This window comes from Blastococcus saxobsidens, from assembly GCF_010682065.1.
Classification (GTDB): Bacteria; Actinomycetota; Actinomycetes; order Mycobacteriales; family Geodermatophilaceae; genus Blastococcus; species Blastococcus saxobsidens_B.
Genome location: NZ_JAAGWG010000011.1, coordinates 69,458 through 83,860, shown reverse-complemented (window position 1 = coordinate 83,860; position 14,403 = coordinate 69,458). Strand labels below are relative to the sequence as shown.

Below are 14,403 nucleotides of genomic sequence, written 5' to 3'. Positions count from 1 at the left end.
GTCCTCATGGGGTGCCGGAGCGGGGTCACGCCCGGCGGTGCTGCCCTGCGAGCCGCGGTCGCGCGCGACCGACCGGCGGATCGGGTCAGGTTACGAGCGCGAACCCCAGCTGTCACTGCGATGAGTGTTACGTATAGGACGTCTTGTTTTCTCGGCCCGGAAGAGGCTGACCAGGGGCGTTGTTGGCCACATCTCGTGGACACCCCGACCCTGCTCGCACCCCTACCCCTCCGCGGCGTGACCCTCCGCAACCGCCTCGTGGTCGCCCCGATGTGCCAGTACTCGGTGACCGACGGCTTCGTCGGCGACTACCACCTGGTGCACCTGGGCCGGTTCGCCCTGGGCGGCTTCGGCCTGGTGATCGTCGAGGCCACCGGCGTCACGCCGGAGGGCCGGATCAGCCACGGCGACGTCGGCCTCTGGTCCGACGACCACGTGCCCGGGCTGGCCCGGGTGGTGGAGTTCCTGCACGCCCAGGGCGCCGCGGCCGGCATCCAGCTGGGCCACGCAGGCGCCAAGGCCAGCAGCCGCCGCCCGTGAGACGGCACCGGCCCGGTCACCGCGGAGAACGCGCGGCCCGGCGAGACCCCGTGGCCCACGGTCTCGGCATCGGCCGTCCCGGCGGGCCCGGAGTGGCCGGTGCCGCACGCGCTCACCGTCGAGGAGCTGGCCGAGGTGCGCGACGCCTTCGTCGCCGCCGCCCGCCGTTCGCAGGCCGCCGGGTTCGACGTCGTCGAGGTGCACGCCGCGCACGGCTACCTGCTGCACCAGTTCCTGTCGCCGCTGACCAACCGGCGGGAGGACGTCTACGGCGGCTCCCGCGAGGCGCGGATGCGCTTCCCGCTCGAGGTCGTCGAGGCCGTGCGCGCGGTGTGGCCGCGGGAGTTGCCGCTGCTCGTCCGGGTCTCCGCCGTCGACGGGACCGAGGACGGGCTCACGATCGAGGACACCGTCGCCTTCGCCCGGGAGCTGACCACGCTCGGCGTGGACGTCGTCGACGTCTCCGGCGGCGGTATCGGGGGCGGCTGGGAACACCCGATCGGGTACGGCTACCAGGTCCCCTACGCCGCGGCGGTCCGCGGGCAGGCGGGCATCGCCACCATGGCCGTCGGGCTGGTCGTCGACGCCCGGCAGGCCGAGGCCGTCGTCGCCGGCGGCGCCGCGGACCTGGTCGCCGTCGCCCGGGAGGCCCAGGACGACCCGAACTTCGCCGTCCACGCCGCCCGGGAGCTGACCGCGGGCTACGACACCTACCCGCTGCAGTCCGGCGCGCGGCTGGAGTCCCGCGACCGGCTGCTCGGCCGGCTGGGCCCGTGGACCGGGCCGGACCCGGTCCAGGTGGTGACGTCGTCCTGACGGCTCAGGCCCGGTAGCCGGGGCCGACCTCGGCCCAGAACGCGTCCCAGTCGACGGGTGCGGTCCCGCCGGTGAGGACGGCGTCGAGCTTGTCCAGGTACCAGTGCCAGCCGCCGGCGAAGTCGGCGACGTCGGTGCCCGCGGCGAAGAACTGCACGAACCGCAGCACCGTCCGGCCGTCCTCCTCGGACAGGTCGAGGTCGATCCGCCAGACGCCGGAGCCCTCCTACTCCTGCACCCAGGCGACGACCAGCCGGTTCGGCGGCTCGCAGACCTCGATGGTCATGGGCTCGCCGACCGGCTGGTCCTCGTGCGTCATGGTGAACGTGCCGGTGCCCCCGGGCCGCCGGTCGCCGTCGAACGTGCCGATCCAGCGGGCCAGCCGGTCGGGCTCGGTGAGCGCGGACCACACGTCCTCGACCGGGTCGGGCCAGGAGCGTTCGAATTCCAGCCGCTGCCGGCCGTCCGGCGTGGTGGTGACCGTTCCTCGGCGGCTGCGTGCGGTGTCGGTCATGTCGGCTCTCTCCTCGTCCGTGCCCGCCGTCCGCGGGCGATCTCGGTCTCCAGGGCGTCCAGGCGCTGGGCCCACAGGTCGCGGTAGGGCTCCAGCCACTCGTCGAGCCGCCGCAGCGGCTCCGGGTCGAGCGCGTAGTGCCGTTCCCGGCCGTCCGCCCGCACGCTGACCAGGCCGCTCTCCCGGAGCACCCGGAGGTGCCGGCTGATGGCCGGGCGGCTGACCGGGAAGCGGGCCGCCAGCTCCCCCGCCGTCCGCTCGCCGCCGGCCAGCAGGCCGATCAGCTCGCGCCGCGTCGGGTCGGCGAGCGCCTGGAGTGCCTCCACGGCTAATGCGTAACACATGAGTTACGCATCACGCGAGGGGTTCGTGCGCGGGACGTCGGGATAGGACCGAGCACATGACCGTCACCGATCCCGACACCCCGGACCCCCTCAACGACCCCCGCACCACGCAGGCCGACCCGGGCGCCTACGCCGAGGGCGCCGACCTGGCCTCGACCGTCGACGACCCGGCGGCCACCGGCGAGGAGGAGCTGGCCACCAGCCGGACGCTCTCCGACGAGGCCGGCGGCGGTGACGTCACCGGCGGCGCGTTCTCCGACGGCCCGTCCACCTGAGGGTGTGACGGACCGGTCCTCCCGGGTATGTGGCGGCGGTCACGCCCGCTCGACCCGAGGAGGACCGATGGCCACCGGCGAGACCGGCTTCGAGGACGTCTACTACGACCTCATCTCCGTCCAGTACCACTCGCTCAAGGCAGGTCACGACTACGGCCAGTACGTCCGGGACGCCGAGAACGCCGGCCTGGACGACGTGGCGAAGTTCTTCCGCAAGGTGATGGAGCAGGACTCCAAGCGCGCCGCGAAGTGCCACGAGTTCCTCGGCCGCCTGCAGGGCACCGGCAAGGGCGGCCCTGCGGCCAAGTGACCTCCGGGCCACGATGGTCGGCATGATCAGGACTGCGCTGACCCGCCGCTTCGACCTGGGGACGCCGGTCGTCGGTGCACCGATGGCCGGCGTCTCGGGCGGGGCGCTGGCCGCCGCCGTCTCAGGCGCCGGTGGCCTCGGGATGATCGGCGTCGCCGGCAACCACAGCGCGGAGTTCGTCGCCGAGCAGTGCGCGATCCCCGAGGGTCTGCCGTTCGGCGTGGGGCTCATGGCCTGGGTGCTCGACGACCGCCCGGACCTGCTCGAGGCGACGATCGCCGCGCGGCCGGCGCTGGTGTCGGTGTCCTTCGGCGACCCCGGCCCCTACGTCGGGCCGCTGCGCGACGCGGGTATCGCCGTGGCCACGCAGGTCAATACGGCGGACGACGTGCACCGCGCCGTGGCCGCGGGCGTCGACGTGATCGTCGCCCAGGGCAGCGAGGCCGGCGGGCACACCGGGCACCGCGCGACCCTGCCGCTTCTGCAGGAGGTCCTGACGCTCACCGACCTGCCGGTGGTCGCCGCGGGCGGGATCGCGACCGGGCGTGGGATGGCCGCCGCGCTGGCCGCGGGGGCCGCCGGCGTCTGGATCGGGACGCCGCTGCTGGCGTGCCCGGAGGGGCTCAACTCCCCCGCCGCGCGGGCCCGGGTGCAGGCGGCACACGGCGAGGAGACGGTGCTGACCCGGGCGTTCGACGTCGCCCAGCGGCTGGCCTGGCCGTCGCGCTGGCCCGGCCGGGCGCTGGTCAACGAGTTCAGCCGGGAGTGGCACGGCCGCGAGGACGAGCTGGCGCACGACGACGCCGCGTCCCGCCGGGTGGTCGAGGCGCGGAAGAGCGACGACCTGGAGCAGGCGCCGCTCTACGCCGGGGAGTCCGTCGGGCTGGTGACGACCGAGCGGTCGGCCACCGACGTCGTCGGCGACCTCACCGCGGCCGCCGAGCAGGCGCTGCGCCGGGTGGCCGAGCTCCTCGACTAGACGGAGCAGGTGCCGTCGGCGCAGCCCTCGGCGGCCGGAACGGTGATCAGCGGGTTGGCGTCGGCCCAGGCGCGCTCCAGCATCTGCAGCAGCAGTTCCGCCGGCTGCGCGCCCGCGGCGCCGTACTTGCGGTCCACCACGAAGAACGGGACGCCGGTGGCGCCCAGCGACTGGGCGGTGGCGCTGTCCTGACGGACGGCGGCGAGGTAGCGCCGGTCGCCGAGCGCCTCGCGCACCTCGGACTCGTCCAGTCCCAGCTGGACGGCGAACGGGACGAGGGAGTCGACGTCGAAGACCGACCGGCCCTGCTCGAAGTAGGCGTGCAGCAGGAGCTCCTTGAGCTCGTTGCGCTTGCCGTGCTCGGCGGCCAGGTGCAGCAGCTCGTGGGCCAGCAGGGTGTTGCCGCTGACGGCGTCGGTCAGGTGGTACTCCAGGCCCTCGCCGGCGGCGACCTGCTCGACCTGCGCCATGTTCTGCCGCATCTGCTCGACGCTGGTGCCGTACTTGGCGGCCAGAGCCGGCAGCGTCGGGTGCACCTCACCCTCGGGGGCGGAGGGGTCGAGCTGGAAGGAGCGCCAGACGACCTCGACCTGGTCGCGGTGCGGGAACTGCTCCAGAGCCGTCTCCAGCCGGCGCTTCCCGATGAAGCACCACGGGCACACGACGTCCGACCACACCTCGATCTGCATGATCGGCACCAACTTGCGTGAGCGCTCAAGCATTCCTGCGCCTCGGGCTCACGAGGCGGCGGCGACCTCGGGGACGTAGTCGCGGCCGATGCGGATGACCTCGTCCAGCCGCTCCCGGGCCTTGGAAAGCTCGGCGATCTGCCGGTCGATCCGGCCCCGCTGCTCCAGCAACAGGGCCATCATCGCCGGCGTGGCGACGCCGGTGTGCACGCACGGCAGCAGCGCGAGGACGTCCTTGCTGGTCAGCCCGGCCGCGTAGAGCTGCTGGATGAACCGCACCCGGTCCACGGCGTTCTCCGGATATCTGCGCTGGCCACTTGCGGTGCGCTCGGCGTCGAGCAACCCCTGCTCCTCGTAGTAGCGCAGCGCCCGCACGCTCACGCCGGACCTGGCGGCGATCTCGCCGATACGCAGCATCCGGAGCTCCTCAGTGGTCGGGCTCACAGTTGACCCTGACGTCAGCGTGAGGTTCTAGCGTCCCGGACAGCACCCCCCGAGCGCAAGGAGAACCACCATGGACATCACCGGATCGGTCGCCCTCGTCACCGGCGCGAACCGCGGCCTCGGCCGCCAGTTCGCCCAGCAGCTCCTCGAGCGCGGCGCCGCCAAGGTCTACGCCACGTCCCGCCGTCCCGAGCTGGTCGACGTCCCGGGCGTCGAGGTGCTGCCGCTGGACGTCACCGACCCGGAGTCGGTCGCGGCGGCAGCCGCTGCCGCCGGCGACGTGACCCTGGTGGTCAACAACGCCGGTATCACCACCGGCTCGAACCTGGTCACCGGCGACCTGACCGAGATCCGGCGGGAGATGGACACGCACTTCTTCGGCACGCTGGGCGTGGTCCGGGCGTTCGCGCCCACGCTGGCCCGCAACGGTGGCGGGGCCATCGTGAACGTGCTGTCGGCGCTGTCCTGGTTCTCCTACGACGGCGCCAACGCCTACGCGGCGGCCAAGGCGGCGGCGTGGAGCCTGACCAACGGCGTCCGCCTCGAGCTCACCGGCCACGGCACGCAGGTGACCGGGGTGGTGCTGGGGGCGGCCGACACCGACATGATGGCCGGCTACACCGGCCCGATGAGCGCCCCGGCAGACGTCGTGCGGGCAGCGCTGGACGGTGTCCAGGCCGGCGACTGGGAGGTGCTGGTCGACGACTGGAGCCGCGGCGTCAAGGCCTCACTGGCCGCCGACCCGCGCGAGTTCTACAGCCGGCCCGCCGTCTGAAGCCCAGCGGCGGGGGGACGCAAGGGTCCCCCCGCCAGGGGTCAGCGGACGCCGACGAGGTCGACGACGAAGACCAGCGTCGCGCCGGGCTTGATGACGCCGCCGGCACCGCGCTCGCCGTAGGCCTTGTGCGCCGGGATGGTCAGCCGGCGGCGGCCGCCGACCTTCATGCCGACGATGCCCTCGTCCCAGCCCTGGATGACCATGCCCACGCCCACGCGGAACTCCAGCGGGTCGCCGCGGTCCCAGGAGGCGTCGAACTGCTCGCCGCCGTCGTGGGTGACACCGACGTAGTGGGTGTTCACCAGGTCGCCGGCCTTGGCCTCCTGGCCCTCGCCGACGACGAGGTCCTCGATCACCAGGTCGTCGGGCGCCGGTCCGCTCGGCGGCTCGACCTCGGGTCGGGTCAGCTCGGCCACGGTTCTCCCTCCCGCGCCGGGTCGGTCCCGGCGCCGTCGTCCCCCATCCAAGCAGCGCACCGCGACCGGTGCCGGAGACGGTTCGCTGCCGCTACGGTCCGGCCGTGATCGACCACCTGGGTCTGCAGTGCGCCGACGCCGCGGCGGCCGCCGCCTTCTACGAGCGGGTGTTCGCGCCGTGCGGGGTGCGCGAGCTCATGCGGTACGAGACGCCGCACGGGCCGGTGATCGGCCTGGCCGGCCCGGGCGGGCAGCCGCAGCTGTGGACGTCGCCACTGGAAGGGCCCGGGAACCGCCCGGTGCACCTGGCGCTGGCGGCGCCGTCCCGCGCGGCGGTCGACCAGGTGTTCACCGCCGCCCGGGAGGCCGGCGCGGAGATCCTGCACGAGCCGCGCGAGTGGCCGGAGTACCACCCGGGCTACTACGGCGTCTTCTTCCGCGACCTGGACGGCAACAACGTCGAGGCCGTGCACCACGGCTTCCCGCCGGCCTGACCGTGCGGGCCGGCCCACCGCGTGCTGGGCTGGGCCCCATGGCCGCTGACCAGCCCGCGTGGTGGACCCGTGCCGTCGTCTACCAGGTCTATCCGCGCTCGTTCCAGGACTCGGACGGCGACGGCATCGGCGACCTCGGCGGTGTGCTGCAGCGGATCGACCACCTGGCCGACCTGGGCGTCGACGTCCTGTGGCTGTCCCCGGTCTACCCCTCGCCGCAGGCCGACAACGGCTACGACATCAGCGACTACCAGGGCATCGACCCGCTGTTCGGCACGCTCGAGCAGCTCGACGAGCTGATCGCCGCCCTGCACGCACGCGGGATGAAGCTGCTGATGGACCTGGTGGTCAACCACACCAGCGACGCCCACCCCTGGTTCGTCGAGTCCCGGTCGTCGACCGACAACCCGAAGCGGGACTGGTACTGGTGGCGGCCGCCGCGGGAGGGCATGGCGGCCGGCGACCCGGGGGCGGAGCCGACCAACTGGCAGTCGTTCTTCTCCGGGCCCGTCTGGGAGCTCGACGAGGCCAGCGGCGAGTACTACCTGCACCTGTTCGACCGCCGTCAGCCCGACCTGAACTGGGAGAACCCCGAGGTCAGGGAGGCGGTGTACGCGATGATGCGGTGGTGGCTCGACCGGGGGGTCGACGGCTTCCGCATGGACGTCATCAACATGATCAGCAAGGACCTCCGAGGGAGGGACGGGGCCGAGGACGGGCACCTGCACGACGGCCCGCCGCTGCCCGGCTCGTCGCTGGGTGACGGCTCGGCGTCCTATCTCGGCGGGCCGCGGATCCACGAGTTCCTGGCCGAGATGCACCGCGAGGTCTTCGCCGGACGGAACGGAACGTTCCTCACCGTCGGCGAGATGCCCGGCGTGACCGTGGAGGAGGCCCGCCTGTTCACCGACCCGGCGCGCGGCGAGGTGGACATGGTCTTCCAGTTCGAGCACGTCGGGCTGGACCACGGGACGTCGAAGTGGGATCTCCGCCCGCTGCGGATGCGCGACCTCAAGGCCTCCTTCGGCCGGTGGCAGGCGGGGCTGGCCGACGTCGGGTGGAACTCCCTCTACTGGGACAACCACGACCAGCCGCGCGCCGTCTCCCGCTTCGGCGACGACTCCCCCGAGTTCCGCCGCGACTCCGCCACCTGCCTGGCCACGCTGCTGCACCTGCACCGCGGGACGCCGTACGTCTACCAGGGCGAGGAGATCGGGATGGCCAACTTCCCGTTCAGCTCGCTGGAGGAGTTCCGGGACGTCGAGTCGCTGAACCACCACGTCCAGGCGGTGTCGGCGGGGCAGGATCCCGCGGAGGTGCTGGCGGCGCTCCGGACGATGAGCCGGGACAACGCCCGCACGCCGGTGCAGTGGGACGACTCCCCGAACGCGGGGTTCACCAGCGGGACGCCCTGGCTGCCGGTCAACCCCGACTCCGCGGAGTGGAACGCGGCGGCGCAGCGGGACGACGCCGGTTCCGTGCTGGCCCACTACCGGCGGCTGATCGCGCTCCGGCACGAGCTGCCGGTGGTGGCCCTCGGCCACTTCACGATGCTGCTGCCCGACCACGACGAGGTGTACGCCTTCACCCGCTCGCTGGACGACGTCACGCTGCTCGTCGTCTGCAACCTGTCGCGGACGGCGTACCGGCTGGCCGAGCTGCTGCCCGAGGCGCCCGCGGCCGAGCTGGTGCTGGGCAACCTCCCGGACGACGACCCGGCCGAGCTGCGCCCCTGGGAGGCCCGCGTCCTGCGGCTGCCCACCTGAGCCGGCGACGGCGACGGCGTCGGCGTCGGCGTCGGCGTCGGCGTTGACCCGCTGCAGGACATCTCGCCCCGGAGAATGACCTCTGGCGGGCCAACGCCCCCGGGATGCCGCGACGCCGTCGCCCGCCGGCACGCCTAGGGTCTCCTCCTCGTGGGCCGGATCGTCGATGCAGTGCTCCCGGTCCGCATGGGCACGCCGTTCCGCTGGCTGGTGGGTTCGGCCTGGGCGGGCAACCTCGGCGACGGCATCGCGCTGGCCGCCGGCCCGCTGCTGGTCGCCTCGCAGACCTCCGACCCGCTGCTCGTCGCGCTGGCCGGCCTCCTGCAGCGGCTGCCGTGGCTGCTCCTCGGGCTGCACGCCGGCGTCCTGGCCGACCGGCTGGACCGCCGGCGGGTGGTGATCGTCGGGGACCTGCTGCGCGCCGTCGTCCTCGTCGTCCTCGTCGCCGCACTCGTCACCGACGCGGTGAACGTCCCCGTGGTGCTGGCCGCGATGTTCCTGCTGGGCACCGCCGAGGTCTTCGTCGACACCACCACCGGCACGCTCCTGCCGATGGTCGTGCACAAGACCGACCTGGGCATCGGCAACGCCCGGCTGACCACGGCGCGGATCACGATGAACGAGCTGGCGGGCCCCGCGCTGGGTGCCGCCCTCTTCGCCGCCGGCCTGGCCTGGCCGTTCGTCGTCCAGGTGGTGTGCCTGCTGCTCGGCGCGCTGCTCATCGCCCGGATGGCGGTGCCGCGGCTGCCCGCGCCGGAGGGGCCGCGGCACGTGCGCCGGGACATCGTCGAGGGGTTCCGCTGGACCTGGGGCAACCGCGCGGTGCGCACCCTGACGCTGACGATCGTCACGTTCAACGTCACCTACGGCGCGGCCTGGTCGGTGCTGGTGCTCTACGCGACCGAGCGGCTCGACATGGGGCCGGTGGGCTTCGGCCTGCTGACGACGGCCGGGGCCGTCGGCGGACTGGTCGCGTCCCCGGCCTACGACTGGCTCGAGCGGCACGCCAGCCTGGGCTCGATCATGCGTGCCGGCCTGATCGTCGAGACCTTCACCCACCTGGGCCTGGCGCTGGCCACGACCGGCTGGGTCGCCGTGGGAATCATGTTCGTCTTCGGGGCGCACATCTTCGTGTGGGGGACGACGTCGCGCACGGTCCGGATGCGGGCGGTGCCGGCCGAGCTGCAGGGGCGCGTGGGCAGCCTCTACCTGATCGGGCTCTTCGGCGGGATCGTCGTCGGCCAGGCGCTGGGCGGCGTCATCGCGCGGATCTGGGGGATCACCGGCCCGTTCTGGTTCGCCTTCGTGGGCTCGGCGATCATCCTGGTCCTCATCTGGCGGGAGCTGGCGCACATCGCGCACGCCGACGAGGAGATCCTCGCGAGCTGAGCCTTCCCCGGCGGGGCGGCCGGCTCAGGCGCTGCGCAGCGGGGCGACCTGCGGGGTCAGCCCGAGCACGCTGCCGTAGTGGCTGATCAGCTGGTCGCCGATGCGGGCCCAGGTGCGGTGCTCCACCGACGAGCGGGTGCGGGCCGCGACGGCCCGCAGCGCCAGCCGGTCGTCCCGCAGCCCGGCGACCATCGCGGCCAGCACCTCGGGATCGGCGCCGGCCCACAGCCAGCCGTTCTCGCCGTGCCGCACCAGGTCCAGCGGCCCGCCCGACGCCGCCACGACCGCGGGCACACCGGCGGCCAGCGCCTCCTGCACCGCCTGGCAGAACGTCTCGTCGGGCCCCGGGTGCACGAAGAGGTCGAACGAGGCGACGATCCGGGCGAGCGCGTCCCCGGTGCGCTGGCCGAGGAAGACCGCCTCGGGCAGCGCCTGGGCCAGCCGCCCCCGGCAGGGGCCGTCGCCCACCACGACCAGCCGGACACCGGGCAGCCGGCTCACCCCGGCCAGCAGCTCCAACCGCTTCTCCACGGCCAGCCGCGCCACCACGCCGACCAGCAGCTCGCCGTTCGGGGCCAGCTGGCCGCGCAACCACGCGTCCCGCCGTCCCGGCGCGAACTGGACCAGGTCGACGCCCCGGGCCCACTGCGTCACCGGCCCGATGCCGTGCCGGCGCAGCAGCGCGGCGGTCGACGAGGACGGTGCGAGCGTGAGGTCGGCGCTCGCGTGCACCGCCCGCAGCGCCCGCCAGGCAGCGGCCGCCCCGCCGGGCACGCGGTAGCGCCGCGCGAAGGCGGCGAGGTCGGTCTGGAACACGGCCACCGAGGGGATGCCGAGCGTCCGCGCCGCGCGGCCGGCCGCTGCACCGAGGACCGCCGGCGAGGCCAGGTGGACGACGTCGGGCGCGAGGTCGGCGAGCACCCGCGTGACGTCGAGGCCCGGCCGGGCCAGCGGCAGGTGGCGGTACACCGGCAACCGCATGGACGGCACCGTCACGACCGGGATCCGCGCTCCGCAGGCCGACTCGTAGGACGAGCCGCTGGGCGCGAGGACGATCGGCTCGTGCCCGCGGACGGCGAGGTGGTCGACGGCGCGCAGCACCGAGCCGACGACGCCGTTGACCGCGGGACGGAAGGTCTCGGCGACGACGACGACGCGCAGGCCGTCCGGCGTCGCGCGCCTGCCGGGGATGGGTGGGGAGAGCGGTCGCACAGCGTTCACGGCGGGTCTCACCTCGGAACGGAGGGCCCACGGCGGGTCCCGGACGCGCCCAGGATCAGCAGCCGAGGTGTCCGGTGGGTGCACGGCGCCCGACCACGCCACGACGGTCCGCCGCCACTCTTCCGCGACAGCACCGCGGACCCCACCCGCACCACGCCGTCGGGCACTGTTGACCCTCGACCGGGTCGAGGCCCGACGGTTCGAGTCGTGGAGGAGCGCATGCGGGGGATCGGCCAGATGGCACGCGAGAGCGGCCTGACGGTGAGCGCGCTGCGGTTCTACGACGGCGCCGGCGTGCTCGTGCCGGCGCACGTGGACCCGTGGACGAACTACCGCTGGTACAGCGACGAGCAGGTCGTCGTCGCGCGCCTGGTGGCCCGGCTGCGGCGGGTGGGTCTGCCGCTCGCCGAGATCGGCCGGGTGCTCGAGCACCGGGACGACCTCGCGGTCGTCGACGCCGTCCTGGAGACGCACCTGCGGCGTCTCCAGGACGGTCTGGCCGATGCCCGCCGTGAGCTCTCCTCCGCCCGATCCCTACTGGCCAAGGAGAACCCGATGACCTCGATCAGCACCACGACCTGCGCCCTCCTCGACGCCCTGCGCGCCGTGCGCTTCGCCGTCGGCACCGACCCGGAGCTGCCGATGCTCACCGGCGTCCTCGTCGACGCCGACGACGACGCCGTCCGCCTCGTGGCCACCGACCGCTACCGGCTGGTCGTGCGGCACCTGCCCGGCGCGGTCCTCGACGGCGGGCCGGTCAGCGCCATCGTGCCGGTGGCCCTGGCCGACGAGGCGCTGGCCGCGCTCGACGGCGACGGCCCGCTCACGCTGGAGGTCGACGGGACCGACGTCGTCCTGGTGGCGGGCGGGCGTTCCCTGCGCGGCCGCCGCGTGGACGCCGACTTCCCCGACTACCGGCGGCTGCTCCGGGACGCCGGCAGCGAGCAGGTGGAGCTCGACGTCGCCCGGTTCCGCGACGAGCTGGCCGCGGCGCCCACCCGCACCGTGCCCACCGGCCCGGACGGCGCCGAGGAGACCGCCACCGTGCTCACGCTCGGCGCCGTCGAGTTGGGCGTGAACCGGGAGTTCCTGCTCGAAGCGCTCGACGCGGAGGCGTCCGGCCAGCTGGTGCTCGACCTCGACGGCCCGCTCGCGCCGCTGGCCATCCGGGACCCGCGCCGCCCCGGCGACGTCAGCCTGCTCATGCCGATCAGCCTGGGCTGACGCCGCCCGCCGTCCGTTCCAGCACGAGCCGCACGGTCTCCTCGGGCTCGTCCCACAGCGGGAAGTGGCCGGACCGCGGGAACCAGTGCAACTCGGCGTCGGGGAACGCCTCGGCGGCCCGGGCCGCCTGACGGGCCAGGGTGACCCGGTCCCGGCGTCCCCAGCCGATGGTCAGGCGGCCCGGGAGCGTGCCGGCCGGCGCCCCCTGCTGCTTCGGGCCGCGGGCCAGGTCGTCGAGCACCGCGCCGAATGACGGCGAGTCGAGGTAGCCCTCGAGCTCGGTGCGCACGACGTCGGCGTCCAGGGCCCACGGTCGGGCGGAGAACTGCGCCAGCAGCGCCGTGCGGCCCGCCGGGTTGCCCAGCAGTCCGGGCAGTACGGGGCGGATGCGGCGGAGCAGGCCCACCGACGCGGCGATGCTGGTGCGGAAGACGGCCGCTTCGCGGTCGGTCCAGAACCCGCCCGGGTCGAGGGCGACGTTGTCCGCACCCGTCCCCCGCCGGCTCAGTTCCAGCACCATCCGGGCGCCCAGCGAGCTGCCGACCAGGGATGCGTCGGCCAGCCCTTCGGCGCGCAGCCACTGCTCGAGGGCGTCGGTGAGGCTGGCCATGGACGGATCGGGCAGCGGCGGGGTGCCGCCGGCGAACCCCGGGAGGTCGACGGCGACGACGGTGCGGGAGGCGCTCAGCCCGGCGAGCACCGGCTGCCAGGTGCGCCACGACCCCCCGAGACCGTGCACCAGCACGAGCGGAGGTCCGGATCCGGCGCGGTGCGCGGTCATCGTCACCGCAGGCCCCTACCCGCCAGGGCGGGGCGTGACCATCGTGCGGCGGCCCGGCCGGCGTGACTGCGCGCTGATCGACGTCTCAGCGGGATGCGAGACGTCGATCAGCGTGCAATGGCTCAGCTCAGGGGCGAGCGGGGCAGCAGGCGGTCGCTGATGATCCGCTTCTGGATCTCGCTGGTGCCCTCGAAGATCGTCGTCAGGCGGGCGTCGCGCCAGTGCCGCTCCACCTGCCGCTCGGTGGTGTAGCCGTTGCCGCCGTGCAGCTGCATGGCCTGGTTGGTCACCCGGATGGACATCTCGGTCGCCTCGAGCTTCACCATCGACGCCTCCTTGGCCACCGGCAGCCCCAGGTCGAGCAGGTGGGCGACCTGGCGGTAGAAGGCGCGGGACTGCTCGATCTGCGACGCCATCTCGGCGACGTTGAACCGCAGCGCCTGGAAGTCGGCGATCGGGTGGCCGAACTGCTCGCGCTCCTGCAGGTAGCGGATGGAGTCCTCGAGCGCGGCGCGGGCCAGGCCCACCGCACGCGCGGCGGTGTGCACGCGGGCGGTGTTGAGGAACTTCTGCGCCTCGGCGAACCCGGCCTGCTTGGCGGCGTCGCCCTCCTCGGCGCTGTCCTCCTGCGCGGCCCTGGCCTGGTCGATGACGTTGTCCTTGGGGATCCGGACGCCGTCGAAGGTGAGGTCCCAGGTCAGGAAGCCGTGGTAGCCGATCTTGTCGATCGGATGGCCGGTGAGGCCCTCGGGGAACTCGCCGCGCTTCTTCTCCAGGAGCAGGTTGATCAGGCCGGCCGAGCGGGACTCCCCCTCCTCCGGCTCGCGCTCGCGCACCAGCACCTGGATGAAGTCGGCGGCCTTGGCGTTGCCGCACCAGCGCTTGTGCCCGGTGACCACCCACTCGTCGCCGTCGAGCACCGCGCGGGTCTGCACGCCCGCCAGGTCTGATCCGGCGTCGGGCTCGGACAGCGCGATCGCGCCGATCCAGTCGCCGCGGGCGCTGCGGGCCATCAGGTCGTGCCGGCGGTCGGCGTCGAGCACCGCCGTCCCGAGGCCCTGCGAGCGGGCCAGGATGCTGGCGGTCGACATCCAGGCGCGGGCCAGCTCCTCGCTGACCATGCAGTACTCGAAGACGCCGAGCCCGAGCCCGCCCTGCTCGGCAGGCACGGTGATGCCGAAGTAGCCGAGCTCGGCCAGCCGCTGCAGCAGCGACGCCGGGATCTCGCCCTTCTGCGGGTCCAGCTCGTCGGCGACCGGGAGCACCTCGTCCATCGCGAACCGGCGCGCCTGCTCCATCAGCGCCTCGCGCTCCGGGGTGTGCCACGGCGGCAGCAGCACCGGCGGCTGCGGCTCCCAGATCTCGTTCTCGCTCGACGTCATCGTCGGTCGTCTCCACTCGTGCGGCGGATGATCACGTACAC

At 73.9% G+C, this 14,403-nt stretch carries 17 protein-coding genes and 1 pseudogene; 9 read left to right on the top strand and 9 right to left on the bottom strand.

What is annotated here, in order from left to right:
• The first annotated feature begins 6 nt into the window (after nucleotides 1-6).
• A pseudogene (locus GCU60_RS09210) lies at nucleotides 7-1,356 on the top strand (NADH:flavin oxidoreductase/NADH oxidase).
• Between the two features lie 4 nt (nucleotides 1,357-1,360).
• On the opposite strand, the gene GCU60_RS20255 reads toward GCU60_RS09210, so the two are convergent.
• The 3 genes from GCU60_RS20255 to GCU60_RS09200 are packed head-to-tail and all read right to left on the bottom strand — an operon-like array spanning nucleotide 1,361 to nucleotide 2,196.
• Complete coding sequence (locus GCU60_RS20255) at nucleotides 1,361-1,525, bottom strand: hypothetical protein (protein ID WP_239520789.1); 165 nt, start codon at nucleotides 1,523-1,525, stop codon at nucleotides 1,361-1,363.
• A gap of 57 nt (nucleotides 1,526-1,582) precedes the next feature.
• Nucleotides 1,583-1,870 (bottom strand): SRPBCC domain-containing protein, encoded by a 288-nt coding sequence (locus tag GCU60_RS20250; protein WP_239520787.1) that lies wholly within the window; start codon nucleotides 1,868-1,870, stop codon nucleotides 1,583-1,585.
• A complete protein-coding gene (locus GCU60_RS09200; protein ID WP_163204460.1) occupies nucleotides 1,867-2,196 on the bottom strand; it encodes a metalloregulator ArsR/SmtB family transcription factor in 330 nt (109 codons plus the stop codon). Before GCU60_RS09200 ends, GCU60_RS20250 begins: the two co-directional genes overlap by 4 nt.
• Before the next feature lie 74 nt (nucleotides 2,197-2,270).
• Here GCU60_RS09200 and GCU60_RS09195 point away from each other — a divergent pair, with 74 nt between their 5' ends.
• The 3 genes from GCU60_RS09195 to GCU60_RS09185 all read left to right on the top strand — a co-directional run bounded on the left by GCU60_RS09195 (nucleotide 2,271) and on the right by GCU60_RS09185 (nucleotide 3,778).
• On the top strand, nucleotides 2,271-2,489 hold the full coding sequence (locus GCU60_RS09195) for a hypothetical protein (RefSeq protein WP_163204458.1): 219 nt from the start codon (nucleotides 2,271-2,273) through the stop codon (nucleotides 2,487-2,489).
• A gap of 67 nt (nucleotides 2,490-2,556) precedes the next feature.
• Nucleotides 2,557-2,799, top strand: a complete 243-nt coding sequence (locus GCU60_RS09190) for an acyl carrier protein (protein WP_163204456.1) — start codon at nucleotides 2,557-2,559, stop codon at nucleotides 2,797-2,799.
• 22 nt (nucleotides 2,800-2,821) lie between these two features.
• Nucleotides 2,822-3,778, top strand: coding sequence for an NAD(P)H-dependent flavin oxidoreductase (locus tag GCU60_RS09185; protein ID WP_163204455.1), 957 nt, complete (start codon nucleotides 2,822-2,824; stop codon nucleotides 3,776-3,778).
• Here GCU60_RS09185 and GCU60_RS09180 read toward each other — a convergent pair.
• Complete coding sequence (locus GCU60_RS09180; protein ID WP_239520785.1) at nucleotides 3,775-4,500, bottom strand: DsbA family oxidoreductase; 726 nt, start codon at nucleotides 4,498-4,500, stop codon at nucleotides 3,775-3,777. The genes GCU60_RS09185 and GCU60_RS09180 overlap by 4 nt on opposite strands.
• Nucleotides 4,501-4,515: 15 nt before the next feature.
• A complete protein-coding gene (locus GCU60_RS09175; protein WP_345770500.1) occupies nucleotides 4,516-4,911 on the bottom strand; it encodes a MerR family transcriptional regulator in 396 nt (131 codons plus the stop codon).
• Nucleotides 4,912-4,981: 70 nt separating this feature from the next.
• Here GCU60_RS09175 and GCU60_RS09170 point away from each other — a divergent pair, with 70 nt between their 5' ends.
• Nucleotides 4,982-5,686, top strand: coding sequence for an SDR family oxidoreductase (locus GCU60_RS09170; RefSeq protein WP_163204453.1), 705 nt, complete (start codon nucleotides 4,982-4,984; stop codon nucleotides 5,684-5,686).
• Between the two features lie 41 nt (nucleotides 5,687-5,727).
• Here the strand turns inward: GCU60_RS09170 and GCU60_RS09165 are convergent, their stop codons facing one another.
• Nucleotides 5,728-6,105, bottom strand: coding sequence for an FKBP-type peptidyl-prolyl cis-trans isomerase (locus tag GCU60_RS09165; protein WP_163204451.1), 378 nt, complete (start codon nucleotides 6,103-6,105; stop codon nucleotides 5,728-5,730).
• Between the two features lie 104 nt (nucleotides 6,106-6,209).
• Here GCU60_RS09165 and GCU60_RS09160 point away from each other — a divergent pair, with 104 nt between their 5' ends.
• From GCU60_RS09160 to GCU60_RS09150, 3 genes are all read left to right on the top strand, one after another.
• Nucleotides 6,210-6,599, top strand: coding sequence for a VOC family protein (locus GCU60_RS09160; protein WP_163204449.1), 390 nt, complete (start codon nucleotides 6,210-6,212; stop codon nucleotides 6,597-6,599).
• Between the two features lie 38 nt (nucleotides 6,600-6,637).
• Nucleotides 6,638-8,365 (top strand): glycoside hydrolase family 13 protein, encoded by a 1,728-nt coding sequence (locus GCU60_RS09155; RefSeq protein WP_163204447.1) that lies wholly within the window; start codon nucleotides 6,638-6,640, stop codon nucleotides 8,363-8,365.
• A gap of 150 nt (nucleotides 8,366-8,515) precedes the next feature.
• Nucleotides 8,516-9,754, top strand: coding sequence for an MFS transporter (locus GCU60_RS09150; protein WP_163204444.1), 1,239 nt, complete (start codon nucleotides 8,516-8,518; stop codon nucleotides 9,752-9,754).
• A gap of 24 nt (nucleotides 9,755-9,778) precedes the next feature.
• Here the strand turns inward: GCU60_RS09150 and GCU60_RS09145 are convergent, their stop codons facing one another.
• Entirely contained in the window at nucleotides 9,779-10,975 is a 1,197-nt protein-coding gene (locus GCU60_RS09145) for a glycosyltransferase (protein ID WP_345770499.1), read from the bottom strand.
• Nucleotides 10,976-11,182: 207 nt separating this feature from the next.
• On the opposite strand from GCU60_RS09145, the gene GCU60_RS09140 reads away from it, so the two are divergent.
• The gene (locus tag GCU60_RS09140) at nucleotides 11,183-12,199 is read left to right on the top strand and encodes a MerR family transcriptional regulator (RefSeq protein ID WP_204261722.1); all 1,017 of its coding nucleotides are present in this window, start codon (nucleotides 11,183-11,185) and stop codon (nucleotides 12,197-12,199) included.
• Here the strand turns inward: GCU60_RS09140 and GCU60_RS09135 are convergent.
• Together GCU60_RS09135 and GCU60_RS09130 are read right to left on the bottom strand one after the other, a co-directional pair.
• Nucleotides 12,186-12,980, bottom strand: coding sequence for an alpha/beta fold hydrolase (locus GCU60_RS09135; RefSeq protein WP_204261721.1), 795 nt, complete (start codon nucleotides 12,978-12,980; stop codon nucleotides 12,186-12,188). The two genes, GCU60_RS09140 and GCU60_RS09135, sit on opposite strands and share 14 nt — an antisense overlap.
• A gap of 122 nt (nucleotides 12,981-13,102) precedes the next feature.
• Nucleotides 13,103-14,362 carry an acyl-CoA dehydrogenase family protein gene (locus GCU60_RS09130; RefSeq protein WP_163204440.1) on the bottom strand — a complete coding sequence of 420 codons (1,260 nt, stop codon included), beginning with the start codon at nucleotides 14,360-14,362 and terminating at the stop codon, nucleotides 13,103-13,105.
• Nucleotides 14,363-14,403 lie beyond the last annotated feature (41 nt).

What these genes read in the sequence shown, in the direction of transcription:
- GCU60_RS09185 (WP_163204455.1), top strand. Translation starts at nt 2,822, where the DNA reads ATGATCAGGACTGCGCTGACCCGCCGCTTCGACCTGGGGACGCCGGTC.
- GCU60_RS09130 (WP_163204440.1), bottom strand. Translation starts at nt 14,362, where the DNA reads ATGACGTCGAGCGAGAACGAGATCTGGGAGCCGCAGCCGCCGGTGCTG.
- GCU60_RS09195 (WP_163204458.1), top strand. Translation starts at nt 2,271, where the DNA reads ATGACCGTCACCGATCCCGACACCCCGGACCCCCTCAACGACCCCCGC.
- GCU60_RS20250 (WP_239520787.1), bottom strand. Translation starts at nt 1,870, where the DNA reads ATGACCGACACCGCACGCAGCCGCCGAGGAACGGTCACCACCACGCCG.
- GCU60_RS09180 (WP_239520785.1), bottom strand. Translation starts at nt 4,500, where the DNA reads ATGCTTGAGCGCTCACGCAAGTTGGTGCCGATCATGCAGATCGAGGTG.
- GCU60_RS09135 (WP_204261721.1), bottom strand. Translation starts at nt 12,980, where the DNA reads ATGACCGCGCACCGCGCCGGATCCGGACCTCCGCTCGTGCTGGTGCAC.
- GCU60_RS09190 (WP_163204456.1), top strand. Translation starts at nt 2,557, where the DNA reads ATGGCCACCGGCGAGACCGGCTTCGAGGACGTCTACTACGACCTCATC.
- GCU60_RS09170 (WP_163204453.1), top strand. Translation starts at nt 4,982, where the DNA reads ATGGACATCACCGGATCGGTCGCCCTCGTCACCGGCGCGAACCGCGGC.
- GCU60_RS09155 (WP_163204447.1), top strand. Translation starts at nt 6,638, where the DNA reads ATGGCCGCTGACCAGCCCGCGTGGTGGACCCGTGCCGTCGTCTACCAG.